The sequence below is a fragment of the Paeniglutamicibacter sp. NPDC091659 genome, assembly GCF_044756805.1.
Lineage (GTDB): Bacteria > Actinomycetota > Actinomycetes > Actinomycetales > Micrococcaceae > Paeniglutamicibacter.
Map to the genome: position 1 here is coordinate 247,758 of NZ_JBIVTO010000006.1, position 26,428 is coordinate 274,185.

At 63.8% G+C, this 26,428-nt stretch carries 28 protein-coding genes; 12 read left to right on the forward strand and 16 right to left on the reverse strand.

All coding sequences use genetic code 11. The features are described 5' to 3' along the window. Positions 1-158 precede the first annotated feature (158 nt). The 3 genes from ACIQLF_RS13175 to pdhA are packed head-to-tail and all read right to left on the reverse strand — an operon-like array spanning position 159 to position 3,837. The gene (locus tag ACIQLF_RS13175; protein WP_400299025.1) at positions 159-1,574 is read right to left on the reverse strand and encodes a dihydrolipoamide acetyltransferase family protein; all 1,416 of its coding nucleotides are present in this window, start codon (positions 1,572-1,574) and stop codon (positions 159-161) included. Beyond that, positions 1,571-2,671, reverse strand: coding sequence for an alpha-ketoacid dehydrogenase subunit beta (locus tag ACIQLF_RS13180; RefSeq protein WP_400299028.1), 1,101 nt, complete (start codon positions 2,669-2,671; stop codon positions 1,571-1,573). Before ACIQLF_RS13180 ends, ACIQLF_RS13175 begins: the two co-directional genes overlap by 4 nt. Further along, on the reverse strand, positions 2,668-3,837 hold the full coding sequence (gene pdhA, locus ACIQLF_RS13185; protein ID WP_400299031.1) for a pyruvate dehydrogenase (acetyl-transferring) E1 component subunit alpha: 1,170 nt from the start codon (positions 3,835-3,837) through the stop codon (positions 2,668-2,670). The genes ACIQLF_RS13180 and pdhA overlap by 4 nt, the downstream gene beginning before the upstream one ends. A 218-nt stretch (positions 3,838-4,055) precedes the next feature. Between pdhA and ACIQLF_RS13190 the strand changes: the two genes are divergently transcribed. Then, positions 4,056-4,505, forward strand: a complete 450-nt coding sequence (locus tag ACIQLF_RS13190) for an Lrp/AsnC family transcriptional regulator (protein WP_209998829.1) — start codon at positions 4,056-4,058, stop codon at positions 4,503-4,505. A 70-nt stretch (positions 4,506-4,575) separates the two neighbouring features. Next, a complete protein-coding gene (locus ACIQLF_RS13195) occupies positions 4,576-5,877 on the forward strand; it encodes an MFS transporter (protein ID WP_400299034.1) in 1,302 nt (433 codons plus the stop codon). Positions 5,878-6,016: 139 nt separating this feature from the next. Here ACIQLF_RS13195 and ACIQLF_RS13200 read toward each other — a convergent pair whose 3' ends face one another. From ACIQLF_RS13200 to paaA, 6 genes are all read right to left on the reverse strand, one after another. Then, entirely contained in the window at positions 6,017-6,796 is a 780-nt protein-coding gene (locus ACIQLF_RS13200) for an enoyl-CoA hydratase/isomerase family protein (protein ID WP_400299036.1), read from the reverse strand. 80 nt (positions 6,797-6,876) lie between these two features. After that, on the reverse strand, positions 6,877-8,046 hold the full coding sequence (gene paaE, locus ACIQLF_RS13205; protein WP_400299039.1) for a 1,2-phenylacetyl-CoA epoxidase subunit PaaE: 1,170 nt from the start codon (positions 8,044-8,046) through the stop codon (positions 6,877-6,879). Then, entirely contained in the window at positions 8,043-8,531 is a 489-nt protein-coding gene (paaD, locus tag ACIQLF_RS13210; protein ID WP_400299042.1) for a 1,2-phenylacetyl-CoA epoxidase subunit PaaD, read from the reverse strand. The genes paaE and paaD overlap by 4 nt, the downstream gene beginning before the upstream one ends. 18 nt (positions 8,532-8,549) lie before the next feature. Next, complete coding sequence (gene paaC, locus ACIQLF_RS13215) at positions 8,550-9,410, reverse strand: 1,2-phenylacetyl-CoA epoxidase subunit PaaC (protein WP_400299045.1); 861 nt, start codon at positions 9,408-9,410, stop codon at positions 8,550-8,552. Next, entirely contained in the window at positions 9,407-9,700 is a 294-nt protein-coding gene (gene paaB / locus ACIQLF_RS13220; protein WP_400299047.1) for a 1,2-phenylacetyl-CoA epoxidase subunit PaaB, read from the reverse strand. Before paaB ends, paaC begins: the two co-directional genes overlap by 4 nt. A gap of 3 nt (positions 9,701-9,703) precedes the next feature. Further along, positions 9,704-10,693, reverse strand: a complete 990-nt coding sequence (paaA, locus tag ACIQLF_RS13225; RefSeq protein ID WP_400299050.1) for a 1,2-phenylacetyl-CoA epoxidase subunit PaaA — start codon at positions 10,691-10,693, stop codon at positions 9,704-9,706. Between the two features lie 237 nt (positions 10,694-10,930). Between paaA and ACIQLF_RS13230 the strand changes: the two genes are divergently transcribed. From ACIQLF_RS13230 to ACIQLF_RS13250, 5 genes are all read left to right on the forward strand, one after another. Continuing rightward, a complete protein-coding gene (locus tag ACIQLF_RS13230; RefSeq protein ID WP_400299199.1) occupies positions 10,931-11,242 on the forward strand; it encodes a PadR family transcriptional regulator in 312 nt (103 codons plus the stop codon). Beyond that, positions 11,239-11,952: a hypothetical protein gene (locus tag ACIQLF_RS13235; RefSeq protein ID WP_400299053.1), complete on the forward strand. Its 714-nt coding sequence runs from the start codon at positions 11,239-11,241 to the stop codon at positions 11,950-11,952. The genes ACIQLF_RS13230 and ACIQLF_RS13235 overlap by 4 nt, the downstream gene beginning before the upstream one ends. A 363-nt stretch (positions 11,953-12,315) precedes the next feature. Next, positions 12,316-13,362: a methionine ABC transporter ATP-binding protein gene (locus ACIQLF_RS13240; RefSeq protein ID WP_400299055.1), complete on the forward strand. Its 1,047-nt coding sequence runs from the start codon at positions 12,316-12,318 to the stop codon at positions 13,360-13,362. Continuing rightward, positions 13,353-14,069 (forward strand): methionine ABC transporter permease, encoded by a 717-nt coding sequence (locus ACIQLF_RS13245; protein WP_400299058.1) that lies wholly within the window; start codon positions 13,353-13,355, stop codon positions 14,067-14,069. Before ACIQLF_RS13240 ends, ACIQLF_RS13245 begins: the two co-directional genes overlap by 10 nt. Before the next feature lie 82 nt (positions 14,070-14,151). Continuing rightward, a complete protein-coding gene (locus tag ACIQLF_RS13250; RefSeq protein WP_400299061.1) occupies positions 14,152-15,066 on the forward strand; it encodes a MetQ/NlpA family ABC transporter substrate-binding protein in 915 nt (304 codons plus the stop codon). An 81-nt stretch (positions 15,067-15,147) separates the two neighbouring features. On the opposite strand, the gene ACIQLF_RS13255 is transcribed toward ACIQLF_RS13250, so the two are convergent. Further along, the gene (locus ACIQLF_RS13255) at positions 15,148-15,594 is read right to left on the reverse strand and encodes a DoxX family protein (RefSeq protein ID WP_400299063.1); all 447 of its coding nucleotides are present in this window, start codon (positions 15,592-15,594) and stop codon (positions 15,148-15,150) included. Between the two features lie 274 nt (positions 15,595-15,868). Here ACIQLF_RS13255 and ACIQLF_RS13260 point away from each other — a divergent pair, with 274 nt between their 5' ends. Then, the gene (locus tag ACIQLF_RS13260) at positions 15,869-16,681 is read left to right on the forward strand and encodes a polysaccharide deacetylase family protein (RefSeq protein ID WP_400299066.1); all 813 of its coding nucleotides are present in this window, start codon (positions 15,869-15,871) and stop codon (positions 16,679-16,681) included. 134 nt (positions 16,682-16,815) lie between these two features. Here the strand turns inward: ACIQLF_RS13260 and ACIQLF_RS13265 are convergent, their stop codons facing one another. From ACIQLF_RS13265 to ACIQLF_RS13280, 4 genes are all read right to left on the reverse strand, one after another. Then, positions 16,816-17,103 carry an SHOCT domain-containing protein gene (locus ACIQLF_RS13265; RefSeq protein ID WP_400299069.1) on the reverse strand — a complete coding sequence of 96 codons (288 nt, stop codon included), beginning with the start codon at positions 17,101-17,103 and terminating at the stop codon, positions 16,816-16,818. A 170-nt stretch (positions 17,104-17,273) separates the two neighbouring features. Next, positions 17,274-18,032, reverse strand: a complete 759-nt coding sequence (locus tag ACIQLF_RS13270; protein WP_400299071.1) for an amino acid ABC transporter ATP-binding protein — start codon at positions 18,030-18,032, stop codon at positions 17,274-17,276. Beyond that, positions 18,029-19,483, reverse strand: coding sequence for an amino acid ABC transporter substrate-binding protein/permease (locus ACIQLF_RS13275; protein ID WP_400299074.1), 1,455 nt, complete (start codon positions 19,481-19,483; stop codon positions 18,029-18,031). Before ACIQLF_RS13275 ends, ACIQLF_RS13270 begins: the two co-directional genes overlap by 4 nt. Positions 19,484-19,710: 227 nt before the next feature. Further along, the gene (locus tag ACIQLF_RS13280; RefSeq protein ID WP_400299076.1) at positions 19,711-21,138 is read right to left on the reverse strand and encodes a serine hydrolase domain-containing protein; all 1,428 of its coding nucleotides are present in this window, start codon (positions 21,136-21,138) and stop codon (positions 19,711-19,713) included. A gap of 88 nt (positions 21,139-21,226) precedes the next feature. Between ACIQLF_RS13280 and ACIQLF_RS13285 the strand changes: the two genes are divergently transcribed. From ACIQLF_RS13285 to ACIQLF_RS13295, 3 genes are all read left to right on the forward strand, one after another. After that, positions 21,227-21,535 (forward strand): hypothetical protein, encoded by a 309-nt coding sequence (locus ACIQLF_RS13285; protein ID WP_400299079.1) that lies wholly within the window; start codon positions 21,227-21,229, stop codon positions 21,533-21,535. Between the two features lie 101 nt (positions 21,536-21,636). Next, positions 21,637-23,799 (forward strand): S9 family peptidase, encoded by a 2,163-nt coding sequence (locus ACIQLF_RS13290; RefSeq protein WP_400299080.1) that lies wholly within the window; start codon positions 21,637-21,639, stop codon positions 23,797-23,799. Continuing rightward, a complete protein-coding gene (locus tag ACIQLF_RS13295; RefSeq protein ID WP_400299082.1) occupies positions 23,796-24,821 on the forward strand; it encodes a GNAT family N-acetyltransferase in 1,026 nt (341 codons plus the stop codon). The genes ACIQLF_RS13290 and ACIQLF_RS13295 overlap by 4 nt, the downstream gene beginning before the upstream one ends. 55 nt (positions 24,822-24,876) lie before the next feature. Here ACIQLF_RS13295 and ACIQLF_RS13300 read toward each other — a convergent pair whose 3' ends face one another. Further along, positions 24,877-25,047, reverse strand: a complete 171-nt coding sequence (locus tag ACIQLF_RS13300) for a hypothetical protein (protein ID WP_400299084.1) — start codon at positions 25,045-25,047, stop codon at positions 24,877-24,879. 213 nt (positions 25,048-25,260) lie between these two features. After that, positions 25,261-25,614, reverse strand: coding sequence for a hypothetical protein (locus tag ACIQLF_RS13305; protein WP_400299087.1), 354 nt, complete (start codon positions 25,612-25,614; stop codon positions 25,261-25,263). A 328-nt stretch (positions 25,615-25,942) separates the two neighbouring features. Here ACIQLF_RS13305 and paaI point away from each other — a divergent pair, with 328 nt between their 5' ends. Further along, positions 25,943-26,383 carry a hydroxyphenylacetyl-CoA thioesterase PaaI gene (paaI, locus tag ACIQLF_RS13310; RefSeq protein ID WP_400299089.1) on the forward strand — a complete coding sequence of 147 codons (441 nt, stop codon included), beginning with the start codon at positions 25,943-25,945 and terminating at the stop codon, positions 26,381-26,383. The last annotated feature ends 45 nt before the right edge of the window (positions 26,384-26,428 follow it).

Sequence of the window (26,428 nt, forward strand, 5' to 3'; positions counted from 1 at the left end):
CAAAGGCAACGCACGACGTCCCACAACGTCGTTCGTTGCCTTTGGTGTTTGTGGCCGACGGTTTTCCGGTCTCCGTGCCACTCCGGCAAACAAAAAACGGGCGTGCTCCCAATCCCCCTCAAAAGGATTGGGCGCACGCCCGTCTTCAGTCCAACGCCCTACAGGTCGGCCAGCGCCCCCGCGGGGTTCTCCATCGCGTCGGCAACGAAGCGCAGGAAGCCCGCGGCGACGCCGCCGTCGCAGACGCGGTGGTCGAAGGCCAGCGTCAGCTCGGTGACCTTGCGGACGGCGAGCTCCCCGTTGACGACCCAGGGCTTGTCGATGATCCGGCCGACGCCCAGGATCGCGACCTCCGGGTAGTTGATGATGGCGGCCGAACCGTCAACGCCGAAGACGCCGTAGTTGTTCAGCGTGAACGTGCCGCTGGTCAGCTCGGCAACCGTTGCCTTGCCGGCGCGGGTGATCTCGGTGAGCCGCGCGAGCTCGGCGTTGATGCCGCGGGCGCTGAGCTGCTGGGCGTTGCGGATGGCCGGAACCATCAGCCCGCGGTCGGTCTGCGCGGCGATGCCGAGGTTGATGCCGCCGAACCCGACGATCTCCGCCTCGCCCTGCGCGTTCGTCTCGATGCGGCTGTTCAGCTCCGGGTACTTCTGCAGCCCGGCCACCACGAAGCGCGCGATGAACGCCAGCAGCCCGGGGGTGTTCTGCGGGTCCTTTGCCTTGAGCGCGCTTCGCATCTCCAGGAGCGCCGTGGCGTCCGCGTCCACCCAGACCGTGGCCTCGGGGATTTCGCTGCGTGAGCGCGTCATGGCCGCCGCGATGGTCTTGCGGACACCCGTGATCGGGGTGCGCGAGGCAACGGCCAGGCCGGAACGCGAGTCGAGTTCGCCGGCCGCGGCAACCGGCTGCGCTGCGGGCACGGCTGACGGGGCCGGCGCCGCGATGACGGCAGCCACGACCGGGGCCGCGGAGGCTGCCTCGACGTCGCTGCGCAGGATCAGCCCGCCGATCCCGGAGCCCGCGAGCGTGGCGATGTCGATGCCGCGGTCCCTGGCCAGCTTGCGGACCAGCGGCGAGATCACCAGCGGCGCACGCAGCGGCACCGCGGCCGCCGCACGGACCTGCGCCCGTGCCGGGGCTGCCTCAACGGCACCGCCGCGCGGGCGGCGCTTGCGCGCCTTGGCGGCAAGCCCCTCGGGGGTGCCGTAGCCGATCAGCACGTTGCCCGAGCCCTTGCTTTCCGGCTCCGCGAGGCCCGCGCGTTCCTCCTCGCGGTAGGACTGCGCCACCTCGCGCTCCGGCACGGGTGCCGCTGCGGGCTCGGCCTCGCCGCCCTCCTCGAGCACGGAGATCAGCGGGGTGTCCACCTGGATCATTTCGCCCGCGGCGCCGTGCAGCTGGTGCACGGTCCCGGCGTACGGGCTGGGCACCTCCACCATCGACTTGGCGGTTTCCACCTCGGCGATCGGCTGGTCGATGACCACGGTGTCGCCCACGGCAACCAGCCACTTGACCAGTTCCGCCTCGGCCAGGCCCTCGCCGAGATCCGGCAACAGGAATGTCTTCACGCTCATGCCTTTTCCTCCCACTGCAATGCGTCAACGGTGTCTAGAATGCGGTCTACCGACGGCAGGAAGTACTTCTCCAGCTTCGGTGCGGGGAACGGGGTGTCGAAGCCCGTCACGCGCAGCACCGGGGCCGCGAGCGAGTGGAAGCACCTCTCCTGGATGCGTGCCACGATCTCGCTGGCCACCGAGGCGAAGCCCGGGGCCTCGGCGATGACGATCGCCCGGCCGGTCTTGCGGACGGACTCGCAGATGGTCGCGTCATCCAGCGGCACGATGGTGCGCACGTCGATGACCTCGAGGTTGCGCCCCTCCAGGGCCGCGGCCTCGGCAGCGGCAAGCGCCGTGGACACCGAGGGGCCGTAGGCGATCAGCGTGGCGTCGGTGCCGGAACGGGCAATGGCAGCCTTGCCCTCGGTCGAGGGAACCAGTGCGGTCTCGTGCGAGAGGCGCAGGGCCTCCAGGTCGACCTGTTCCTTGGTCCAGTAGAGCTTCTTGGGCTCCATGAAGACCACCGGGTCCGGGGAATCGATGGCCTCGCGCAGCATCAGGTACGCGTCCTTGACCGTGGCCGGGGTGAAGACCTTCAGCCCGGGGGTGTGCGCGTAGTAGGCCTCGGAGGAATCGCAGTGGTGCTCCACGCCGCCAATGCCGCCGGCGTACGGGATGCGGATGACCAACGGCAGGGGCATCTTGCCCTTGGTGCGGTTGTGCATCTTGGCCACGTGCGAGGCGATCTGCTCGAAGGCCGGGTAGGCGAAGGCGTCGAACTGCATCTCGATGACCGGGCGCATGCCGTTCATCGCCATGCCGATGGCCATGCCGACGATGCCGGATTCGGCCAGCGGGGTGTCGAAGCAGCGGCCCGTGCCGAAGCGCTTGGTCAGTCCGTCGGTGATGCGGAAGACGCCGCCGAGCACTCCGACGTCCTCGCCGAACATCAGGACCGACGGGTCGGATTCCATGGCGTCGGCCAGCGCGGTGTTCAGCGCCTTGGCGAAGGTCACCGACTGCAACCCGGTGTTTGCGGCGCGTGCGGCCTGTGCCGCGGTTTCGGCGCTGACGTTGCCGTTTGCCTCGGATGAGGTGCTGATGGTCGGGCTCACTTGGTATCCTCCTCGCGGGCGAGTTCGTCGGCTAGCAGGTTGGCCTGCTCGGTCAGTTGCGTGGTGGGGGTCGAGAATACGTGCGCGAAGAGCTCGGCCGGGTCCGGGGTGTTTTCCGAGTTCATGCCGTCGCGCAGGGTCTTTGCCACTGCCTCGGCGCTGGCGGTGATGCGTTCCTCGGCCTGCTCGGTGAGCAGCCCGGCATCGACGAGGTAGCTGCGCATGCGGGTCAGCGGGTCCTTGGCGATCCAGGCCTGGACCTCCGCGTCTTCGCGGTAGCGCGTTGCGTCGTCGGCGTTGGTGTGTGCCTGCATGCGGTAGGTGTGGGCCTCGACCAGCAGCGGGCCGTTTCCCTCGCGGGCCAGGCGCACGGCACGGCCAAGCACGGAGAGCAGCGCAACCAGGTCGTTGCCGTCGACGCGCTCGCCCGCCATGCCATAGCCGACGGCCTTGTGGGCCAGCGACGGGGCGACCGACTGCTGCGAGAGCGGGACGGAGATGGCGTACTGGTTGTTCTGCACGAAGAAGATCACCGGCAGGTTGAACACTGCAGCGAAGTTCAGGGCCTCGTGGAAGTCGCCCTCGCTGGTCGCGCCGTCGCCGCACATGGCCAGGACAACGGTGTCCTCGCCGCGCAGCTTGGCCGCGTGCGCCACGCCCACTGCGTGCAGCAGCTGGGTGGTCAGCGGGGTGGCCTGGACCGATACCTTGTACTGCTTGGGGTCGTAGCCGCTGTGCCAGTCGCCGCGGAAGCTCGTCATGACCTCCATCGGTGCCACGCCCTTGGCCATGACCGCCACCGAGTCGCGGTAGGTGGGGAACATCCAGTCGTCTTCGCCCAGGCACAGGGCCGCGGCAACCTGGCAGGCTTCCTGCCCGTGGCTGGAGGGGTAAACGGCCATGCGGCCCTGTCGCACGAGTGCGGAGTTCTGGTCGTTGACACGGCGGCCGATCACCAGTTGCTCATAGGCGGCCAGCAGAGCTGCGGGGCTCGGCAACGGGTAATCGTGGCCCGGCTCGGCACCTTGTTCGCCCGACGGGTGGAGTTTGCCGTTGACGTCGAGCATGTGGATCTCGGTTCGCGCCGGAAGCATGTAGTCCTCCGGGGTGATGCCGAATTTGCTGCTCACCTGCTCGATTGCTTCGCGCGATTCGTTGATGGTCACGGTCCACGCCTTTCTGCCGTTTCGGTGGCATTCGTCCAGGCCGGGGGGCTTGACTGGATGCCAATTATTGACTCAATTATGTGTTTTGCTACTGAAACGTATCCAGTCTGTTGAGTAATTCTGGAAAACTGGGCATGAGATCGATAGTATTGTGGACAGATTGAAAATGTGACCGTCGCTACACGATGGTTTATAGACAAAGCGGATAGAGGCATTTGATGGAGACTCCCCCGGTTCGACTCGACGACGTGGACCGCCGCATCCTCGAAGAGCTAACCCGCGACGGCCGGCAGTCCGTCACCACCGTGGCGCAGAAGGTCCACGTCTCGCGGGCCCACGCCTATTCTCGTATCAATCGCCTTCAGGAAGAAGGGGTCATCACCCGCTACACCGCGGTGATCGATCCGCTGCGTGCGGGCCTGCGCGCAAGCGCGTACGTGACCCTGAAATTGCGCCAGCACTCCTGGCGTGAACTGCGCGAACGCCTGGCCCTCATGCCCGAGGTGCACCACGTTGGGCTGGTCGGCGGCAACTTCGACGTCATCCTCCTAGTCCGAGCCCGGGACAATGTCGACCTGCGCCGAGTCATCTTTGAACAGATCCAGGCCATGCCCGGCGTCTTGGACACCCAAACGTTCTTGATCTTCGAGGATGTCGATACTCGCTAATCCGACACGCGACTCATAGGCTAATCCCAATGACTCATTCAGGGTTGTGACCAAACAGGGAGCGGCCAGCATGGATCGTCAGTCGGCCGAAACGGCAACGCATGACGAATCCGCCGGGGCGCAAAGTCTCCTGAGGCTGCGTCCCGGCTTCCCCGCGTTGATGGTCTCCATTGCCTTTGGCGCCGTCGCCTCGGGCATCTTGAATGTCGCCAACGATTTGGTTGCCATTTATGCGCTCGACGCCGATGCAACGCAAATCGGTCTGCTGAATGCCTCCGAATCCATCGCGTTTGTTTTCCTGGCCATTCCAGCCGGGATCCTGCTTGAACGCGTCAACAGGATCAAGACCATGATCTGGGCGCAAGTGGCAGCCGGTCTGGCGATCTTCTCGGTTCCCATCTGCTGGGCGCTGCAGGTCTTGAGTTACCCTCAGCTGCTGGCTGTGTCGTTCACGGTGGGTGTCGCTGGCATGTTCTGGGGCATGGGTGCCGGGTCAGCACTGCCCGGCATCGTGGGGCGTGACCTCATTTCGGAGGCTTTCGCGCGCAAGGAAACGGTGGATGCCTCAGTGGGCATCATTTCCCCCGGTTTGGCAGGCATCTTGGTTGCGCTCATATCCGCGCCATTCACCCTGTTGGTGGCGGGAACGGCAAATTTCATGGCAGCAGGGGCATTGCTCTGGGGCTTCCGGAACAACTCCAATGTCGCCATCCAGCCCAAGGAGCCCAAGGAGCGAGTTTCCTTCAAAGATTCCTTCAGCGAGGGGCTTCTTTTCACTATCAAACACCCGATGATCCGTGCGCTCACGGCCTCGTCGTCCATCACCAACATGGGCCTGGCATTCGGTGCGGCATTGGAGACCCTGTACTTCATCAAGGTCTTGGGGTTCACTCCACAAATGATCGGTTTGGTCATTTCGACGATCGCCGTTGGCGGCTTGCTCGGTTCGCTCTTGGTTCCAGCGCTACTGAACAGGCTGGGCGAACGCAAGGTTCTTGCGCTTTCAGTGTTGTGCCTGCCGTTGGCGGTCGCACTTGTTCCTCTGGCGGTTGGCGCTTCCGCCGTCTCGGTGGTGTTGATAGTGGCTCATTCGGTGCTCTACAACGCGCTGATGGTGTCCTACAACGCAACAGCGTATGGCTTGCTCGCACGCTTGACCCCCGAGGAAATGATGGGCCGCCAGCAGGGGTTCCGCCTGGTATTCACCATGGGACCGGTTCCGGTGCTGGGAATCATTGGCGGTCTCGCAGGGGATGCCTTGGGCCTGCAGGCTGCCATGTGGATTTGGGTGGGAATCACCGCATGCGCAGCGCTTCCTTTGCTCGTCTTCCTCAAGAAATCCATCCGGGACGCCACGACTGCAAACACTTAGTCTTCGGCTCCGGTGAAGCATGAAAGACCTCGGTCAGGGACGATCCGAGGACACTGGCCCCAGCCGCCCAAGGGGAATGCGCCGCCGCTGCTGGCAATAGCCAACAACGACGGCGCATTCGGTGAGGACGGGAAATCGACTAGCCCTTGAACACGGGCTTTCGCTTTTCCTGGAAGGCCAGGAATCCTTCGGCGTAGTCCTCGGTTGCGCAGAGGTCGGCCTGGGCCTGGTTTTCGTTGGCCATTGATTCCCAGAGGCCCAGGCGGGCGTCGCGGATCTCGGCAACCAATTCCTTGGAGGCCCTGAATGCCTCGGTGGCACCGCTGGCAACCTTTGCAACGATGGCGCGGGTGTTCTCCAGCAATTCGTCCGCGGGCATGGAGCGCGAGAAGAGGCCCGAGCGCACGGCTTCCGCGCCACTGATCAGCTCGGCGGTGTAGATCATGTCGAGGGTGCGGTGGGAGCCCAGGCGCTCGGTGAAGAGCCAGTGTCCCCCCGAATCCAGGGTGGCCCCGAGGTTGGCGAAGGGCGAGCCGATCTTCGCGTTGTCCGCAACGTAGACAACGTCCGTGGCGATGGCCAGACCGAGTCCGACGCCCAGGCATGCTCCTTGGACGGACGCGAAGGTCGGCGCCGGGAATGACGACATCTTGGCAAGCAGCGGCTGGACCTTGCCACCCAGGTAGCCCAAGACGTCGTCGTCGGCCGGGGTGACCCCGGAGATGTCTCGGCCGGCGCAGAATCCTCGCCCTTCCCCGCGCAGCAGCAACGCACGGACCTCGCCGGTTTCGACGCCCTCCGCGGCCTTGTCGTAGGCGGCCTCGAGTTCGGCCAAGGCCGCCTCGTCGAGCGCGTTCATCTTCTGCGGGGCGTTGAGCACGATTTCTGCCACGCCGCCGGAAATGCTTAGTTCAATCATCCGGTCCTCATTTTCCAGTCGGTACAGGAGAAGGACCCGCCCACGTCCATGAGCAGATCCTTCCCCATAATCAATTCTTCTTAGGCGTCGTAGTCGACCAGCACGCTGTCGCTGGTCGGGCGCGACTGGCAGGTCAGGACATAGCCCTTCTCCACCTCGTCCGGTTCCAGCGCGTAGTTTTCGTCCATTTCGACGGTTCCGGTGACGACCTTGGCGCGGCAGGTGCCGCACACGCCGCCGGCGCAAGCGAACGGAACATCCGGGCGAACGCGCAGTGCTGCGTTCAGGATGGTTTCGCGGGCACTGACCGGGCTCTTGACCTCGCCCTGCAGGCCGTCGAGCTTGAAGGAAATCTCGAAGTTCTTCCCGCCGTCGTCGGCAACCACGGGGCGGCCGATGTGTCCCTCCGGGCGGTTCGGCTCGCCGGTGGTGAATAGTTCGAAGCGGACCTTTTCGGCCGCAACGCCCTGGGCCGTGAGGTTGTCGCGCACCATCTGGACCAGTTCGAACGGGCCGCAGAGGAACCACTCGTCGATGGAGGACGTTTGGATCACCGTGCTGAGCATGGTGTGCAGCTTCTCGGAGTCGATGCGCCCCGAAAGCAACGGCGAGATGCGCTGTTCGCGGCTGAGCACGTGGTGCAGGGCGAAGCGCGCCGGGTATTTGTCCTTCAGGTCCGCCAGTTCCTCGAGGAACATGACGTCCATGGCCGCCTTGTTCGCGTAGATCAGGTCGAAGCGCGTGTTCTTGTTTGCGGCAAGCACTGTGCGGGCGATGGCCATGACCGGGGTGATGCCCGAGCCCGCGGCAACGGCCACGAAGTTGTTTTCATTGTCCGTGTCGATGGATTCCGGGTCGTTCATTCCGGTCATCTTGTGCTTGGAAATGAAGGCACCGGCCGGGCTCATCACGTCAATGACGTCGCCCTCGGCCAGGGATTCGTTGGCCCAAGTGGAGAAGATGCCGCCAAGGTCGCGCTTGATCGCAACACGGATCTCACCGCGTACCGGGGCCGCGCAGATCGAGTAGCTGCGGCGCAGTTCGAAGGGATTGCCTTCGGCGTCCGGCAGTTCCTTGCGCAGGGCAACGTACTGGCCGGAAACGTAGTCGAACTGGTCGGCCAGGTCCTCGGGGACCTCGAAGGTGACCTCGATGGCGTCGGCGGTCAGCCGGCGCACCTCGGCAACGCGCAGGGAATGGAAGGTGGCCCGGCGTCGGGTCGTTTCGGGCGTGGCAGCGGTATCTGTCATGAGAGCACCTTGAAGTAATCAAATGGTTCCAGGCAATCCTTGCATTGATACATGGATTTGCAGGAGGTGGAACCGAAGCGGGAAAGTTCTTTGGTATTGAGAGAATGGCACTGTGGGCACTTGACCGCCATGCCCACCGTGACCCGGCCTCGGTGGCCCGTGCCGGTAGGCGGGGCGATGCCGTATTCCTCGAGTTTGGCCTTGCCCGACTCTGTCATCCAGTCGGTGGTCCAGGCCGGTGAGAGCACCAGGTTCACGATGACCTTTTCAAAGCCTTCCGCACGGAAGGCGATGCCAAGGTCCTCGGTGATTGCGTCCATGGCCGGGCACCCCGAATAGGTGGGGGTGATGGTCACGTGAACCGTGCCCTCGGTGTCCTGTTGCACCGAGCGCAGAATCCCGAGGTCCTCGATGGTGAGAACAGGTATCTCAGGATCCGTGACCCGTGAGGCGATTTCGAGCAAGCGCTCGGTGGAAACAGACACGTCGTTCAGCTACTTTCTTTACCAGCTGGCGCCGGGGTGCTTGCGCGCCAGCACCTGCATTTCGGCAAGGATGAAGCCCATGTATTCGCTGGGCTCGCCCTGGCGGCCGAAGCTCATGGCCGAACCGGTCTTGGGGATTTCCAAGCCCGCATCGGAGAGCACTGCGGTGATTTCCTCGTCCCAGGCTGCACGCAGCACGGACGGGCGTACGCCGGCATCGCCGAGCAGGTCGTAGAGCGGTTCGTCCTTGAACATCTCGTCGACGTACGGCCAGAGGATCTCGAGCGCGTGGCGCATCTTCTCGGCCGATTCCTCGGTGCCGAGGCCCAGACGCAGCGTCCACTGGATGGCGTGGTCGCGGTGGTAGTCCACTTCCTTGACCGCCTTCGCGCAGATTGCCGCGATGGTTTCGTCCGAGGAATCCAGCAGGCGCGTGTAAAGCAGGTGCTGGAAGATCGAGACGATCAGCTGGCGCGCGATGGTCGTGCCGAAGTGGCCGTTTGGCTGCTGCACGATGTGCAGCGCGGTGAATTCCTCTTCCTCGCGGAAGTAGGCAAGATCGTCCTCGGTCTTGTCCCAGGCCAGTGCAGCGTAGGAAAGGAAGGAACGGGCGTGGCCCAGCTGGTCCAGGGCAATGTTGCCCAGGGCGATGTCTTCCTCGAGCTCGGGGCCGCGGGAGATCCAGTCGGAGAGGCGCTGGGCAAGGATCAGGGCGTCGTCACCCAGGCGAAGCGCGTACTGCGCAACCTCTTCGCTCGGGGCGGTCTGCTGGATGGCAATGTCCTCCGGGCGCAGTGCGTTGCCCGGGGTGACGCGGGTCGCCGAGGCGCTCGCGTCGCCGAAGCTGTCCAGGGAGTGGTCGATGTCGTGTGCGCTCACAGGTGCTTCACGCCTTCGCTCTTGGTGTAGTAGGTCGCGTGGCGGTAGTCCTTGCCCTGCGGGGACTCAAAGAACTGGCCCTTGGCGTCCGGGTCGGAGGCAATGATGTCGTTGGAGTTCACGATCCACAGGGACACGCCTTCGTTGCGGCGGGTGTACAGGTCGCGCGCGTTGCGAAGTGCCATTTCCTTGTCCGGCGCATGCAAGGAACCGGCGTGCACGTGCGAGAGCCCGCGCGAGGAGCGGACGAATACTTCCCAAAGCGGCCAGGCGCTGTTGTTTTCACTCATTGTTTAGGCAACCTCAGTCTTTCGAGCCATCTTCGCGGCGTAGGCCGCTGCTGCTTCACGAACCCACGCGCCTTCGGCGTGGGCCTGGCGGCGGCGTTCCAAACGCTGGGAGTTCACCGGACCGTTGCCGGCGATCACCGCCTTGAATTCTTCCCAGTCAAGTTCCTTGTGGATCCACTTGCCGGATTCCTCGTCGAAGTGCAATCCCGGATCCGGCAGGGTCAGTCCAAGGACCTTGACCTGCTCGGCGATCATGCCGACGAAACGCTGGCGCAGTTCGTCGTTGGAGAAGCGCTTGATGCGCCATTCCATCGACTGCTGGGAGTTCGGGGACTCGTCATCCGTCGGGCCGAACATCATCAAGGCGGGGGCATAGAAGCGGTTGATGGCGTCCTGCGCCATCTTCTTCTGGGCCTCGGTGCCGTTGGCGAGCTCGAGCAGGATTTCGAAGCCCTGGCGCTGGTGGAAGGATTCTTCCTTGCACACGCGAACCATCGCACGGCCGTACGGGCCGTAGGAGGCGCGGCACAACGGAACCTGGTTGGCGATCGCCGCGCCGTCCACGAGCCAGCCGATGGCGCCCATGTCCGCCCAGGAGCGCGCCGGGTAGTTGAAGATCGAGGAATACTTCGCACGTCCGCTGAGCAACTGCTCGTTGAGCTCGTCGCGCGGGGTGCCGAGGGTTTCGGCCGCGGAGTAGAGGTACAGGCCGTGGCCCGCCTCGTCCTGCACCTTGGCCATCAGGATGGCCTTGCGCTTCAGTGATGGAGCGCGGGTGATCCAGTTTGCCTCGGGCTGCATTCCGATGATCTCGGAGTGCGCGTGCTGGGAAACCTGACGCGTGAGCGTCTTGCGGTATGCCTCCGGCATCCAGTCGCGCGGTTCGATGCGGGAATCTTCGGCGATGATCGCGTCGAAGCGATCCTTGCCTGCTTGCTCCTCAGGAGAAAGTACCGCGGATAGCTTTCCGCCGCTTTCATTCTGCGCAGCCATAGTGCTCACCTCACTGTGACAAAAACATTTATTTACTGACCGTTCGTTCAGGATATGCGGATCGTCACCTTTTCGTCAATCGGTTACGGGCCCAAAACATCAACTTCAACTCTTGACAGGCTTACTAGTTAGACACACAATCTAGTTATGAAATCCCCTCAGGTCGCAACCGAAAACGGTTCCGACACTAGTCAGCAAGAAACGTGGCCCAGCGACTGGCTCAGGGCAACGCTTGGAATGTGTGCCTTGAAATCACTGGAACCCGGGCCGTCCTATGGGTATGCAATCATCACGGCGCTGGAGGAAGCCGGGCTCGGCACCATCAAGGGCGGCACGCTCTACCCACTATTGGCGCGCTTTGAAGCCGCGGGGCTATTGAAAACCGAATGGCGCGCCGGCGACGGCGGCCCCGGGCGCAAATACTTCGAACTCACCCCGGCCGGGCAGGCCGCACTGGATGAACAGCGCAGCGCGTGGACCCGGTTCGCCAAGACCACGACCGACTACCTCAACGAATCCGATGCCGGAGAACAGGAAGGCAAATCATGAGCACCACGGCCGAAAAGAAGTGGATTGACGATTTCATCATCGAACTGCGCCTGCGCGAGGTCCGCGGAGACGCCATCGGCGATGCGGTCGCCGCGGTGAAGGAGCTGCTGGCGGACTCCGGCGAGAACCCGCTGCAGGCCTTCGGAACACCGCGCCACTATGCGAAGCAGCTGGAGCTGCCACTGGTTGAAGGTGCGGGGTTCGACCCCGGAGCAACGCTCGCCCCGGCGCTGGGTGCGTTGGCCCTGTTGGTTTACATTCCGGCCGTGTGGGCGTTCTTCGGCAACGAGCCGCTGGGCTATTCGCTGCCCCAGGTTCTCCTCCTGCTGGTTCCGCTGCTGATCGTCGCGGCCCTCCCCTTGTACCTGGATAAGCTGGTCCGCCACTTTTGGGTATTCGCCGCCGTCTTCGGACTCTCGATTGCAGCCGCCGTCGCCTCCGCTTCTTTCGCGCCGGCCCCGGGGACTACGCCATGGCTTCGCGCGGATGCACTGATCGTCAGCTCGGTTTCGGCGCTGGTCTTGCTGGCAGCCTTCCTATGGGGCATCCGAGACTCGGCACGCACCCCGGACGACCCGATCGTCGATCCGCTGTCCACGCCCAAAGAGTCCACCGGAAGGGGACGGATCGTGGCGTCCATCCTCCCCCATGCGCTTATGCCGATCTTTGCCCTCGGCAGCACGGTGGCCGCCTGGATCCTGGCCGGATAGGGAACCGGCGCATTCCGCAGCATCCCGTTTCGCTGAAGCCAGTGGTCCCGGTTCACCTCGAACCGGGACCACAGCCGTTTGATCCACCCCTGGTACATGCCGGTCACCGTACTACCCGCAAGTACAAGACGTCCCACGTGTCGGCAGATGACCTTGTGTGTCAAACAGGGCGGTTTCAGGTCCGGCCGACGGGGTAAATACGTCGCTGCGTGACCGTGCATGCCGCTCCGTGACCGTCATCTGGCGCCTAAAGCCGGGCATCCGGAGTATGGAATCACTCCCCCACGGCAGTCCACCCCGGTGAAGCTGCCCAGCCAGACGGCATGGTCCCCGGACCGCGCCACGACGGAAAGCTCCCCCCTCATGATCAGCCTCAAGAACCTCACGAAGGTCTATGGACACGGCCCCAACGCCGTCACCGTCCTCGACGGCCTTGACGTGGAGGTTGCAAGCGGCGAGATCCTTGCGGTTGTCGGCCCCTCGGGCGCAGGCAAAAGCACGCTCGCCCAATGCATCAACCTCCTGGAACGGCCCACCTCGGGCCAGGTCATCGTCAACGGCGAAGACCTCGCCGGACTGCCGGAGCACAAGCTCCGGGTGGCCCGCCGCCGGATCGGAACCGTCTTCCAGTCCGCCAGCCTGCTCTCGCGGCGCACCGCCGCCCAAAATATCGCCCTTCCGCTCGAATACCTGGGCGTCACGCCCGCCGAGACCAAGTCGAGGGTGGCCGAGATGCTCGACCGCGTCGGGCTTTCCCACCGGGCGGACCACTACCCGTTCGAGCTTTCCGGCGGCCAGCTGCAGCGCGTGGGCATCGCCCGGGCACTCGCGCTGCGCCCCTCGGTGCTGCTTTCCGACGAGGCCACCTCCGGCCTGGACCCGGAAACCACGCGTTCGGTGGTGTCCCTGTTGCGCCAGTTGCGCGACGACCTTGACCTGGCGGTCGTCTTCATCACGCATGAAATGGACACCGTCCTGCACGTCGCGGATTCGGCGGCGCGGCTGGACCACGGCCGGATCGCGGAGCAGGGTTCCCTGGTGGACCTGCTCACCGATCACGATTCCGCCCTGGGCCGGGCCCTGCAGCCGCACCTGTCCCCGGCCGAACCTGGCGCCGGCTCCCGGGCCTGGTACGTGACCTACGATTCACGCACCGTCCCGGCCGACTGGCTGCAGCTGGTCTCTGCGGAGATCGGCGAACCCGTCGCGCTGCTGGCGGCCACCATCCAGAGCATCGACGGAACCAGCACCGGCAACGCCACGGTCGGCCTGCGCGCCGAGGAACGCCGGGTCCAGCGCGCCTTCGCCCGCCACGGCCTGCGCGCCACGCTGCGCCCGGAAGCCGGACCGGGGATCCCCGCGCCGGCCGGGGCCGGCGCCAAGGAAGAGGAGCAACTCCAATGGGCCTGACACTTTCCAGCGCGGTGCAGATCCGCGCCCTGACCGACACCCCCATCCCGGAACTGCCGGCCCTGCTGGTCCCCGCCTTGGGCGAGACCCTGGCCATGGTCGGGATCGTCATGGCGATCGTGGTGACACTCGGCACCCCGATCGCCGTCGCCCTGCACAACATGGCGCCGGGAGGGCTCTTCGAGAACCGCGGCGTCTACGGGGTGCTGAGCTGGATCGTCAACATCGGCCGGTCATTGCCGTTCCTGGTGCTGATGGCCGCGATCGTCCCCTTCACCCGGTTCGTCACGGGCACCAACATCGGCATTGCCGCGGCAATCGTCCCCATGTCGCTGGCGGGCATCCCGTTCTTCGCCCGGCTCGTGGAGAACTGTTTGCGCGACGTCCCGCGATCGGTCACCCAAGCCGCACGGGCTTCCGGGGGCTCGCCCCTGCAAATCATCCGCACCGCCCAGCTCGGCGAGGCGGTTCCCGCGATCCTCGGCGGGCTGACCATCAACACCATCGCGATGATCGAGTACTCCGCCATCGCCGGAACCATCGGCGCCGGCGGAATCGGCTACGTCGCGGTGACCTACGGCTACCAGCGATTCGACCATACAGTCATGCTGGCCACCGTGGTGCTGCTGATCCTCATGGTCACGATCGTCCAGCTGGTCGGCGATGCCCTGGTGCGGGCCGCCACCCCGCGCCTGCGCCGCCGCTAATCCCAACACCTTCCACCCATCCCCACCCGGCCCGGAACGCCTCCCCCGCTCCAGGCTCCCCCACACCCGAAAGAGAACTCCCATGACAATCACCGACACCAAAACCACAGGCGGGCAAGAAGCCCACGGCTTCACCATCCAGAAGAAAAAGAAGTGGCCATGGGCCGTCGGCGCACTGGCCGTTGCCGCAGCCGTCGCCGCCACGGTGGCAGTCAACGCGGGCGCCGGAGACAAGTCGCCGAACAACGTCGCGGGCGCCACCCTGACCGTCGTCACGGCCGAAGGCAACCACGCCGAACAGGCCCTGGTGAACTTCGTCGCCGAAAACGTGGCCCCCAAGTACGGCATCAAGGTCGCGTTCAAGGGCCTTTCCGATTCGACGACGTTGAACCGCGCCGTGTCCACCGGCGAGGTTGCGGGAACCATCTACCAGCACAAGCTCTGGCTTTCCCAGGTGCTTGAGGCCAACCCCGATTTCAAGCTCACCGCCGCAACCCCCGTCTTCCGCTGGGGCTTCGGGATCTGGAGCCAGAAGTACAAGTCGGTGGATGAGATCCCCGACGGCGCCACCATTTCCCTATACTCCGACCCGGCCAACGAGGCCCAGGGACTCTGGCTCCTGGAGCGCGCCGGGCTGATCAAGCTTGCCGACGGCATCAACAAGTCTCAAGCAACGCAGAAGGACATCACGGAGAACCCCAAGGGAATCAAGATCAAGTTACTTGACTTCGCAGCGCAGTCCCGCGCACTGCCGGACCTTGATGCGGCCGTCGGCTACACCGAGTACTACGTCTCGGCCAAGATCCCGCTTGAGCAGCAGATCTTCGCCCCGTCCGCGCCCGACGAGTTTGCCGGGCAGCTGACCATCGGCACCGAGTACAAGGACACCGAAAACGTCAAGAACCTGGTCAAGGCATTCCAGGATCCCGCGGTGCAGGAATTCCTGCGCACCGACCCGTCGGTCAAGGACCTGCTGGTGCCCATCGACGCCAAGTAGCACCCGGCCCAAAATGCAAAACCCCCGTGGCGACACCGAATTGAGTTCGGTGCCGCCACGAGGGTTCGTCCACTTAACGACTCAGGCAGTAAGCGCGGACTTCGCCCGGGAACGTCCAAGAATGAACCGGTCAACGGCAATCCGCCCGGGGCCCATCAGCGCGATGGCGGCCGCTCCGGCGGCCAAGGCCAGCACCAGCTCGAATCCGCCGTTCTCGACGAATACTCCGGCCGGGGCATGCACCAGGACCAGTGCACCAAGCATGTTCAGCGCCAGCAGTGCCGCAAAGACGCGGGTCAGCACGCCCAGCATCAAGGCAATGCCGCCGACCAGCTCAAGCGTCGCGACCAGCGGGGCCACCAGGCCAGCCGCAGGAACGCCCATTTGGCCAAAGGCCGCCGTCGTTCCGTCAAGGGTGAATTGGACGTATTTTTGCCACCCGTGCGCGGCGAACAGGAATCCAACCACCACACGCAGGAGAGTCTGGGTAGCGGTTGTCAGTGCGGGGTTTTTCGGAAAAGTATCCATCGGTGTGGCCCTTCGGGTTTTGGCGGTCACGACTTCCGCCGGCGGCGGATGGCGCGGCGGGCCGGTATTGGCCGGACCGCGTTTTCTGTTTCAAGCATTCCACCAATTTGGTTGAAGATTCAAGTGTTGTGAGATTTGCCTCGGCGAATGTGACGCCGCGTTGCTTGGGCCCGCTGTCGGGACGGCCGGCCCGAGGTTGAGGTTCGCTAACGCTTTGGGCGAAACGCCCCGCCGGTTAAGGATCTTTGCAGGTTCGACCGGCAACATGGGAGGCATGAGCTCTCGCCTTGCCGTCCTTCGCATCGCAACCGCCGCCGTCTTGACTCTTGCCATGGCCGGTTGTTCGGCCCCGCTGAGCGAAAATTGGGTGAGGTATTCGTTCGCCCCGGCCCCCGAGGATTCAGGACAGGCCGCCGAGACGCCTCCCGCCACGGATCAGGGAACCAAACCCGAAGCGGAGCGGACACCGCCGAATTGCAGCAAGGTCAAATGCGTTGCGTTGACCTTCGACGACGGACCCGGAAAGTACACCCCGGAACTCTTGTCCCTGTTGGACCAGTACGATGCCAAGGCGACCTTCTTCCTGATCGGGAAGAACGTCAAGAAGCACCCGCAGATCGTGCGCGACGAGTTGTCCAAGGGACACGAAATCGGCAACCACACCTGGTCGCACAAGGACCTGACCAAGGTGTCCATTGCCGCGGCCAAGCGCGACCTGCAAAAGACCGATGACGCCATCAAGGAGGCCACCGGCACCGATCCGACGCTGGTCCGGCCGCCGTTTGGTGCGCTGCCGCGGTCGCTGAAAAAGAACCTTTCCGTGCCCATCGCACTGTGGGATGTCGACACCTTGGATTGGAAAACCCGCAATACCAAGTCCACGATCAAGGCCGCCGAAAAAATCGTTCCCGGATCGATCGTCTTGATGCATGACATCCACAAATCGACCATCGACGCCGTGCCAGCGATCCTCAAGGACCTGAGCTCAAAGGGCTACCACTTCGTGACCGTCACCGAACTCATTGGCCACCCGAATCCGGGCATCGGTTACGGATCGGGCCAACGCCCCGCCACGTCCAAGGGCTGAGCCGAAGGCAGCACCTGCTTGCCGGGCATTCCCCGACGCAGCAAAGGCGGTTGCGCACCCGTCGTTGATGGGTTCACAACCGCCTTCGTGATGCTGCCGGAGGATCGGTGGTATTCGCCGATCCTGTCGTTTGCCTAAAGCGCCAGGATCTTGGCCTTTTCCCCGAGGAATTCTCCCTCGGTCAAGACGCCGGCGGCGCGAAGCTCGCCCAGCTGCTTGAGCTGCGCCAGTTTGTGGTCGGTGAGATCCATCGACGACGGCGGGACTGCGACGGGAGCGGCCACCGGCGCCGCCACGGCAACCGGTGCGGCTGCGGCTGCAGCCGCGTCCTCGGCGGCAAATCGCAGCTGCTGCTTGCGCTGGACACGGCCTACAACCGAGCCGGCAACAGCGGCTCGTCCGGCAGTTCTAAAAAGTCCCATGATGTGTTGCCTTTCCCAAGAAATCTACGGCGGATTCTCCAACCATAGTTCTTGGATCCGGTGAAAAGCATGGACGGCTCGACGATTGGCCGCTTTGGTTCACACGTGGTCGTGGAAGCGCGCCGCACCCGCGTTGGCAGGTGCGGCGCGCCAGGGCTTGATCAAACCCCTTAGAGCACCTTGGAGAGGAATTCCTTGGTGCGTTCCTGCTGCGGATTGCCAAAGAGGTCCGCAGGTTTGCCTGACTCGCAGACCACGCCGTCGGCCATGAATACCACGCGGTCGCCGATTTCCTTGGCAAAGCCCATCTCGTGGGTCACCAGGACCATGGTCATGCCTTCGGCCGCCAGATCGCGGATCACCTGAAGCACCTCGCCGACCATTTCCGGGTCAAGTGCGCTGGTGGCTTCGTCAAAGAGCATGATGCCCGGGCTCATCGCCAGGGCCCGGGCAATGGCAACGCGCTGTTTCTGCCCACCCGACAAGGAAGCTGGACGGGCATTGGCCTTTTCTTGGAGCCCCACCCGTGCAAGGAGTTTGAGTGCCTGCGCCTTGGCTTCGCCCTTCGTCGCCTTCTTGAGTTCCACGGGTGCCAGCATGATGTTTTCCATCACCGACATGTGAGGGAACAGGTTGAAGTGCTGGAACACCATTCCCACGTGGCGGCGGACCTCGTTGATGTCCACCTTCGGATCGGTGACGTCGAAGCCGTCCACGATGACGTGCCCCTCGGATATTTCCTCGAGCTTGTTCAGGCAACGAAGGAGGGTGGATTTGCCCGACCCCGAAGGTCCGATGACGCAAACGACTTCGCCCTCGCCGATCTCCACGTCGATGCCCTTGAGCACCTCGTTGGTGCCGAATGACTTGCGCAGTCCTCGAACGGTGATCTTGGCTGGCTTCTGTGTTTCAACAGTTGATTCGCTCACTTGTTGAACCTCCTATCGGCGTAGTTTGCCAGTTTGGTCAGGGCCATGATGGCCACGAAGTAGATGGCGCCCACGATCAGCAGGGTCTCGGTGACGCGGAAGTTTGCCGCGTAGATCTGCTGGCCCTGGTAGAGCAGTTCGGCGAAGCCGATGGCCAACAGCAGCGAGGAATCCTTCAGCATGATGATCAGCTGGTTGATCAGGGAAGGGGTCATCATCTTGAATGCCTGCGGGACCACGACCTTCTGCATGGATTTGCCGTAGCCCAGGCCCAGCGAACGCGAGGCCTCGAGCTGCCCGGGATCCACGGACTGGATGCCGCCGCGCACGATCTCGGCCACATAGGCACCGGAGTTCAGCGACAGCGTCAGCACGCCTGCCACCCAGATGTTGATCGGCTGCCCGGTCAGCTGCGGGATGCCGAAGTAGAACATGAAGGCCCACAGCAGCAGCGGGGTCCCTCGGAAGACATTCACAAACGTGGTCGCGATGCCGCGCAACACGATGTTGTGGGAGATCTTCATGAACCCGGCCAAAAGGCCAATCGCCATGGCCACGGCGAAGGAAATCACGGTCACCAACAGCGTGTTTTTCAGGCCGTTCATCAGGGCCGGGAACGACTTGACCAAAAGGTCCAGGAAGGTGGTGGGGGCTGCTGCGGTCGGATTGGCCAGGTACTTGTCCAGGATCTTCTGGTAGTCGCCGTCGGCCTTCAACTTGGCCAGCCCGTCGTTGAATGCGGCCAGCAGGGCGGTGTTGTTGCCCTTGTTGACCGCGAATCCGTAGGAGCCGCCGGGAACCTTGTCGGTGACCGTCTTCAGCCCGTTGTTCTGTGCAATGCCGTAGGCCAGCACAGGGTAGTCATCGAAGACCGCCACGGCGGAACCGGACTTGACGGACTCGTACATGGTTGCCGACTGGTCCAGGGATTTGACGGTGAACCCGTACTGCCCGGCAATCGATTTGGCGTAGGTCTCGCCCTCGGAACCTGTCTTGGCTACCACGGTCTTGCCCTTGAGGTCCTCGTAGCCCTTGATGGTGTCGTCGTTCTTGTCGACCGCCATCTGGACGCCGGACTCGAAGTAGGGCTCCGAGAAGTCGTAGACCTGCTTGCGTTCATCGGTGATCGACATGCCGGCAATCACGCCGTCGACCTGGTTGGAGCTCAGCGCCTGCAGTGCGGCGTTGAAGCCAAGCGAACGGATCTCAACTTCGAATCCTTGTTCCTCGGCGATGGCACGGATCAGGTCCATGTCGATGCCGGTCAGTTCACCTCCCTCGCGGAATTCAAAAGGCGCGAAGGTGGTATCGGTTCCAATGACGAAGGTTTTGCCGGCGACGCCATCGTCGCTCTGCTGGGCCAATGCTGGACCCGCTGGACCAAGCAGCAGGAAAAGGCCCAACATGGCAGCAGTCACCGCCTTCAGCCAGCCACGGGGGCCACCTGTCATTTTAGACGTTTTCAAGTCTTGTTCACTCTCCCATATATGGCCAAGCCACCAATCTGCGATGGCTTTAACACGGGTCATAGCCTAGTTGCTGTGCGCGGCTGGTCACACCACCAGCCGAGAAAACGGTCAAGTACGAACGCCCAATTTTCTGTCCAGAGTTCTTGAAAATCAATGCTGGTGAGCCTGTTTTGGCAAACGAAACTTTCTGCGGCTTCGGCCGCAACTCGCTACTGCGTTGGCCGCAATACCTTGGGAAGTACAAAGTCTCCCTGCCGCACAAACCGCATGCCTCCGGGTCCTCGAAGTGCACTGGCACCACTCCCATCGAATTCGAAGTGGACGAGTTCCCGGTACCCGGCAAACCCGTTGGGGTCCGCGGATTTCAGGGTGCACTCATCCACGAATTCCAGTGGCACTGTGGTCTTGGGATCAACTGCTCCCCCGGGCTCGAGCATGAACAGCTTGCCACCCAGTTCCACGACGTCCTGCAAACCCCACAGGGCTGCGAAGCGGCCCGTGAACCGAGCGAGAGTGTCCGGTCCGACGCCGTTGTAGGACTCCGGTGTTTTCTGTTCGGCGAGCGCAGCCAAGGCAAAGAGCTTTTCGCCCCAAGCGGTTGCCGCGCCATCCACCGCGTTGCTGAGTACGCTGAGCACCACGCCGGTTTCGGGGACAACCCAGGATCGGGTGATGTGCCCGGGGTACCCGCCGCTGTGGCCGAAGGTGTCGCGGTCCTGGACCTTTTGCAGGATGAGACCGAGGCCGTAGCCCCGGCCGGCAACGCCCGAGTCTTCCACCTTGCGTTGCATGAGGCGTTTGGAATCGTCGCTGAGCACGCTTGGTGCGGCACCAACGAGGTGGGAAGAGAAGTAGGCAACCATGTCGCTTGCCGTGGAGTAGAAGCCCGTGGCCGCGGCCAGTGAACCGGTGTGGATGTGCTCGATTTCGGTCCGGGCTTCCAATGCATGGTCCCTGCCCGCCAGCACCAGGGGCCCATAGCCCGCGGCGAGTTCCGGCGCGCGCCCGTCGAGGTCCGCGCCCGTGTTCTCCAAGCCCAGCGGGGCGAGGATGCGCAGGTTGACGAACTCGTCATAGGCTTGTCCGCTCACCGCCTCGATGACCAGGCCCAGCAACCCGTAGCCGATGTTTGTGTACTTGAAGTGTTCGTTGCGTTCGAGCACCTTGGAGGACTTGGCGATCTCCAGCAGTTCGGCGTTCGGAGGGAAGGGCCGCCCGAGCGCCCAGAAGTCCGCGTTTTCGCTGTCCCTGATGATTCCGCCGGAGTGAGAGAGCAGTTCGCGCACCCGGACCGCTGCAACGTCGCTGTCGGCCAGGACCGGCAGCAGGTCGCCGAGCCTGTCCTCGAGGGACAGGACGCCGTCCTCGCACAGGAGCATGGCTGCGGTGGCGGTGAATGTCTTGGAGTGCGAGGCAACCCTGAACAGGTGGTCGTTGGTCAGCTTGGCGAGCTTTCCCAAGTGCGCGTATCCGCCGCTGAAGGCCCCGAGCAATTCGCCGTCAACGGCCACCGCGCATTGGAAGCCCGGTTGCCTGGACACGGCACGGTCGATTTCCAGGAAGCTTGGCGCATACCGCAGTACCGACTCCCAGATGGCGGTTGCGGGATTGGCCGTGGGCTGCTGCGCTTTGCTCATGGAGCCATCCTGCCATGTCGGATAACGATTCGGACCGATCAACGGGGCGAGCCTCCACGACCGTGTTTGGGCTGCGTAGGCTCAGGTCATGAGCGATTCCCAGACCACGGCAGCGAATGCCGCACCGACCAAACCCGTGGCTCCTTCGACGCCAAGGAACCCCTATGCCATCGCATTGTGGGGTTTGACGGCTGTCATGCTCTTGACTGCATTCATCCTGCAGAAACTGGGACCGTCAAAGGCGATGTACGATGACGGCGTTTCCAGCCTGACATTCGATGACACGACGTTGCTGCACTACAACATCGCGGCATTCGTGTTCCTGGTTCTCGGAGTGGTTTTCCTGCTGGCCACCCTGCTCTTCCAGGCCAGCCGTTGGAAGCCCGCCGCTTCCTGACTCCTCCCGCGGTCCTGTCCGCGCAGCCCCGATCCGGGCGGTTTTGTACGCGGTGGGCGTAGCATCGCACGGACGGCCCGCGGTTCGGATTGAATAGGAGCATGAGCCACGCCGAGCAGACGCCCCAGCCACCGGTGACCGCCAAGGTCCCCGTCACCCGCACCCACCACGGGGACACCTTCATCGACAACTACGAATGGTTGCGTGAAAAGGACAGCCCCGAGGTCCTGGAACACCTGCGCGCCGAAAACGCCTATGCGGAAGCCGTCACGGCCAACCAGGAATCCCTGCGCGAGGCGATCTTCCAGGAAATCAAGGAACGCACCGTGGAAACCGACCTGTCGGTGCCCGCACGCAAGCGCGGCTGGTGGTACTTCACCCGGACCGCCGAAGGCTCCCAGTACTCGATCCACTGCCGCGTTGCCGCAACCGACACCGGCGACATCGCCGCCGACTGGACTCCCCCGGCCATCGAGGCAGGCGTGAGCATCGAGGGCGAGCAGGTGTTGCTCGACGGGAACCTCGAGGCCGAGGGCAAGCCCTTCTTCTCCCTGGGTGGCCTGGCGGTGAGCGAAGACGGCAACCTGCTGGCCTACGCCCAGGACAATGCAGGAGACGAGCGCTTCACCCTGCGCATCAAGGACCTGACCACCGGCGAGCTGCTGCCCGACGTCATCGAGAACGTCTTCTACGGCCTGAACTTCTCCCCCGACGGCACCAGGATCTTCTACACGGTGGTCGACGAGTCGTGGCGCCCGAACCAGATCAAGGCACACACCCTGGGAACCGACCCGGAAACCGATGTCGTCATCATCCAGGAAGACGATCCGGGCATGTGGCTCGGGTTCGATCTTTCCGCGGACCGCAACGAGATGATGATCTCGATCGGCAACTCCGAATACTCGGAGACCCTGGCGCTGGACCTGCTCGATGCGAATGCCGTTCCCGTGATGCTGCTTCCCCGCGAGCACCGGATCCTGCATTCGATGGACCCAATCACCATCGAGGGCCGGCGCGCCTACGTGATCACCCACGACCGCGACGCCCTGAACAACATGGTCTCGCTCCTGCCAGCCGACCAGGTCGGCGTCCCCTACGAACAGCAGCAATGGGCAACCGTCCTCGAGCACCGGGACACCGTCAAGGTCGAGGGAACCGCTGCGACCGCAAGCCACCTGATCATTTCCGTCCGCAAGGACACCACCGAACGCGTGCAGATCCTCCCGCTGTCGGGCCTTGGCACCGACGCGCAGCAGCCGGCCGTGGAACCCGCCTTCGACGAGGAGCTGTACACCGCCTCGCTGGCCAACGCCGAACTCGAGGCGCCGATGATCCGGCTGTCCTACACCTCGGACTTCACCCCGTCCCGCGTCTACGACTACACGCTGGCAGACGGCACGCTGACCATGCGCAAGCAGACCCAGGTCAACAACTACGATTCCGCCGACTACCTGGCGACCCGCGAATGGGCCACGGCGACGGACGGCACCAAGGTCCCGCTGACCATCCTGCGCCGGGCGGACGTCACCAACGAGTCCCCCAACCCGGTCATCGTCTACGGCTACGGGAGCTACGAGGCGTCCATGGATCCGGGCTTCGGCATCCCCCGGCTGTCGCTGCTTGACCGCGGCGTCGTCTTTGTCATCGCCCACGTGCGCGGTGGCGGCGAGCTGGGCCGCCAGTGGTACCTGGACGGCAAGAAGCTGACCAAGAAGAACACCTTCACCGACTTCGTCGATGCGACCAAGTACCTGCTGGACACCGGCTGGGCCGACCCGTCCCGCGTGGTGGCCCTCGGCGGCTCCGCCGGCGGCCTGCTCATGGGCGCCGTCGCAAACCTTGCCCCGCAGCTCTACACGGGCATCATCGCCCAGGTGCCGTTCGTCGACGCCCTGACTTCCATCCTGGACCCGGATCTGCCGCTCTCGGCCCTGGAGTGGGAAGAGTGGGGCAACCCGATCGAGGACGCGGAGGTCTACGCGTACATGAAGTCCTACACCCCGTACGAAAACGTTGCGGCCCTTCCCTACCCGAAGATCGCGGCCGTCACCTCGCTGAACGACACCCGTGTACTCTACGTCGAGCCCGCCAAGTGGGTTGCGAAGCTGCGCGAGGAAAACACCGGCGGCGAGCCGATCATCATGAAGATCGAAATGGACGGCGGCCACGGCGGCGCCTCGGGCCGCTACGAGGGTTGGAAGACCCGCGCCTGGGACTACGCCTTCGCCCTTGACACCCTGGGCCTGAACCCGGCGGGGGCATGACCACACCCGAAATAACCAGCACGTCCGGCGCGGGGTTCGCCACGAACCCCGCGTTCCGGGCGCTGCTCACCGATGCTTCCGACGCCGCCGGCGCCGACCTCGATGCCTTGGTCGGGCAGATCGCGGACATGGAGCTGCTGGTGGTGCCCGGCCCGCAGGGCGACCCGCAGGCGCTGGCCGTCTACCGGCGGCTCGATGCCTATGCGGTCGAGGTCGAATACCTCGCTGTCGCCCCGGCCCTGCGCCGGCAGGGCGTGGCGCGGGCGCTCGTGAACCGGGTGCAGTCCCTCGAAGAGGCCATGGTCGTGGCGCGCACGGATGAGGACGCCATCGGGTTCTACCTCGGCTCCGGCTTCCAATGCAGCGACTCGGCCACCGACCCGCGCTGGCCGAACAACCGGCGCTACATCTGCGTGCTGCCCCACCTGCCGCTGGTGCGGAACCCGGAGACGGATTCATCTTCCGTGGAATGGGTCAACGGCTCCCCCGTGCCCGTGCAGGTCACCGTCGTCGAATCCCGGGAGTCCTGGCGCGACGACTTTGCCGCGCTCGCCGAGCGCATCGGGTCGGCGCTGGGGTCCAAGGCCCTGGCGGTGGATCACTTGGGTTCCACTTCGGTGCCGGGCCTGCCCGCCAAGCCAGTCATCGATGTGGTGCTGACGGTTGCCGACCCCGCCGCCGAGGCCGACTACGTTCCGGACCTCGAGGCTGCAGGTTTCGCCCTGCGTCTGCGCGAACCGCGCTGGTACGCCCACCGGCTGCTGGTCGCGGCGGAGGGCAGCGGGCTGCCCCCGGTAAACTTCCATGTCTTTGCGCCGGGGTGCCCGGAAACCTCGCGCATGCGGTCCTACAGGGATTGGCTGCGCCGGCATCCCGACGACCGGGACGAATATGCTCGCATCAAGCGCTCGGCGGCGCACGCGGTCAACGCGCGCGGCGGAGGCGCGGGCCTGGTCATGGACTACAACGCGGTCAAGGAACCTTTCATCCGGGACCTGTACGCCAAGATCTACGCCGGCTGATCGAACTTGCATGCCGGTAGCCCCGGATTATTCCGGGGCTACCGGCATGTTCGGATCAAACTTGGGCGCTGTTGCCGATGTCCTTGGTGGCGTTGCTTGCTTCGGCATTCCTTGCCAGCTTGATGCCGTCGCGGACGGCCGCGCGGACCACGAAGTACAAGGCGTACAGCGCAATGGCTGCGAAAACCACGATGAGGACCATTCCCGAAATCGAATCCCCCGTCATGCGCGAGAGCCTACCGGCACCGGGCCTGAAATTGTGTTCATTTGGCCTTGCTTCGTTTCGTGCAAGGGTGCCGCTTTCCCGATTCGTTCATGGCATGAGGCGCCCAACGCCGTGGTGGCCCGGGCACAAAAGAATGTGTCTTCGGAGCCAATCCCCGAAGACACATTCTTTTTCGATAAGCGTTGCAAAGCCAAAAGCCCGGGGCATCAAGCTTCACTGGTGCTGTACTTCGTGCGAGGCCTTGACGCTTGGTTTCATGGCCAGGATGGTGGCGATGAATGCGACGCCGCCGGCGATCCACGAGGTCATGGCCGGAACGTTGACCCCGGCAAAATATCCAAGTCCCGGCAGGATGATGGCGATCAAGGCCGCCAGCAATTGTCCGGCCTCGATGCCGTAAAGATTCGGCCCTGCCAGGTTGATCACTCCGACAATCACCAACAAGGTGCCCGAAGTAATCATCAGCGGAATGGAATTTCCGATCGCCTCGCTCCACAGCGGGGTCAGCGCAATTGCCAAGCCGGCGACAACCACTGTCCAGTCTTCCCAACGCCTCCATTTACGCATCGGTTTTCAGCTCCTCAATAATCCAGAAGGTCCTCCACTCTTGAGTTTGCTCCTGGAGCTGGCGAGGCAGGTAGGGGCTTTCGTCCCATGCACCGTCATCCAGCCGGTAAAATCGCCCCTGCTTCGTTCCGACCATTCCGGCCGAGCCGAAACCCCCATGTGGGATACCTGAGTCCGCGTCCGCAGCGCTCTGGACGGATCGTTCCCGTGGGGGAAATTTCGTGCCGCGCCGGTCGCAAAATGACGGCGTTTCGACGCTCGCGTCTTGACTTATCTCACATTTCAGGATTACCTAATGATCGTTCGGTAAATAATTGAAGGGACCTTCATGAGCGACATCGACGTCGACGCACCACTAATGCATCCCATCCTGAAGAACGACTATGCCACCCAATGGATGGGCATTGAAGTGACGAAGGTTGCCGACGGTCATGCGACCATCACCATGAAGCTCCGTCAGGAAATGCTCAATGGTTTCGGCATCGCCCACGGCGGGATGATCTTCGCCCTCGCCGACACCGCATTCGCCCTGTCCTGCAACCCGCACACCGGCTCCGAAGACTCCATCACGGTGGCCGCCGGGGCGGACATCAACTTCCTCAAGCCCGGCATTCCCGGACGCCTGCTCACGGCCGTCGCCAACCGCCGCCAGCAGTCCGGCCGCAGCGGCATCTACGACATCCAGGTTTTCCAGTCGGTCCCCGGCGCCGAGGATGAGATCCTTGCGGAATTCCGCGGCCGTTCGCGCACCATCCCCAAGCGCGCCTAGTTTCCCCCTCCAGTTCCACTTCTCCCGTACACACAGCACGATAGG

Excerpts from the sequence above, each read along its gene's own strand:
- ACIQLF_RS13300 (WP_400299084.1), bottom strand. The coding sequence starts at position 25,047 with ATGACGGGGGATTCGATTTCGGGAATGGTCCTCATCGTGGTTTTCGCA.
- ACIQLF_RS13200 (WP_400299036.1), bottom strand. The coding sequence starts at position 6,796 with ATGATTGAACTAAGCATTTCCGGCGGCGTGGCAGAAATCGTGCTCAAC.
- paaE (WP_400299039.1), bottom strand. The coding sequence starts at position 8,046 with ATGACAGATACCGCTGCCACGCCCGAAACGACCCGACGCCGGGCCACC.
- paaI (WP_400299089.1), top strand. The coding sequence starts at position 25,943 with ATGAGCGACATCGACGTCGACGCACCACTAATGCATCCCATCCTGAAG.
- ACIQLF_RS13265 (WP_400299069.1), bottom strand. The coding sequence starts at position 17,103 with ATGGGACTTTTTAGAACTGCCGGACGAGCCGCTGTTGCCGGCTCGGTT.
- paaB (WP_400299047.1), bottom strand. The coding sequence starts at position 9,700 with ATGAGTGAAAACAACAGCGCCTGGCCGCTTTGGGAAGTATTCGTCCGC.
- ACIQLF_RS13280 (WP_400299076.1), bottom strand. The coding sequence starts at position 21,138 with ATGAGCAAAGCGCAGCAGCCCACGGCCAATCCCGCAACCGCCATCTGG.
- ACIQLF_RS13250 (WP_400299061.1), top strand. The coding sequence starts at position 14,152 with ATGACAATCACCGACACCAAAACCACAGGCGGGCAAGAAGCCCACGGC.
- ACIQLF_RS13230 (WP_400299199.1), top strand. The coding sequence starts at position 10,931 with ATGTGTGCCTTGAAATCACTGGAACCCGGGCCGTCCTATGGGTATGCA.
- ACIQLF_RS13245 (WP_400299058.1), top strand. The coding sequence starts at position 13,353 with ATGGGCCTGACACTTTCCAGCGCGGTGCAGATCCGCGCCCTGACCGAC.
- ACIQLF_RS13290 (WP_400299080.1), top strand. The coding sequence starts at position 21,637 with ATGAGCCACGCCGAGCAGACGCCCCAGCCACCGGTGACCGCCAAGGTC.
- paaA (WP_400299050.1), bottom strand. The coding sequence starts at position 10,693 with ATGGCTGCGCAGAATGAAAGCGGCGGAAAGCTATCCGCGGTACTTTCT.
- ACIQLF_RS13255 (WP_400299063.1), bottom strand. The coding sequence starts at position 15,594 with ATGGATACTTTTCCGAAAAACCCCGCACTGACAACCGCTACCCAGACT.
- ACIQLF_RS13240 (WP_400299055.1), top strand. The coding sequence starts at position 12,316 with ATGATCAGCCTCAAGAACCTCACGAAGGTCTATGGACACGGCCCCAAC.
- ACIQLF_RS13235 (WP_400299053.1), top strand. The coding sequence starts at position 11,239 with ATGAGCACCACGGCCGAAAAGAAGTGGATTGACGATTTCATCATCGAA.
- ACIQLF_RS13195 (WP_400299034.1), top strand. The coding sequence starts at position 4,576 with ATGGATCGTCAGTCGGCCGAAACGGCAACGCATGACGAATCCGCCGGG.
- ACIQLF_RS13285 (WP_400299079.1), top strand. The coding sequence starts at position 21,227 with ATGAGCGATTCCCAGACCACGGCAGCGAATGCCGCACCGACCAAACCC.
- ACIQLF_RS13295 (WP_400299082.1), top strand. The coding sequence starts at position 23,796 with ATGACCACACCCGAAATAACCAGCACGTCCGGCGCGGGGTTCGCCACG.
- ACIQLF_RS13305 (WP_400299087.1), bottom strand. The coding sequence starts at position 25,614 with ATGCGTAAATGGAGGCGTTGGGAAGACTGGACAGTGGTTGTCGCCGGC.
- ACIQLF_RS13260 (WP_400299066.1), top strand. The coding sequence starts at position 15,869 with ATGAGCTCTCGCCTTGCCGTCCTTCGCATCGCAACCGCCGCCGTCTTG.
- ACIQLF_RS13275 (WP_400299074.1), bottom strand. The coding sequence starts at position 19,483 with ATGACAGGTGGCCCCCGTGGCTGGCTGAAGGCGGTGACTGCTGCCATG.
- ACIQLF_RS13190 (WP_209998829.1), top strand. The coding sequence starts at position 4,056 with ATGGAGACTCCCCCGGTTCGACTCGACGACGTGGACCGCCGCATCCTC.
- ACIQLF_RS13175 (WP_400299025.1), bottom strand. The coding sequence starts at position 1,574 with ATGAGCGTGAAGACATTCCTGTTGCCGGATCTCGGCGAGGGCCTGGCC.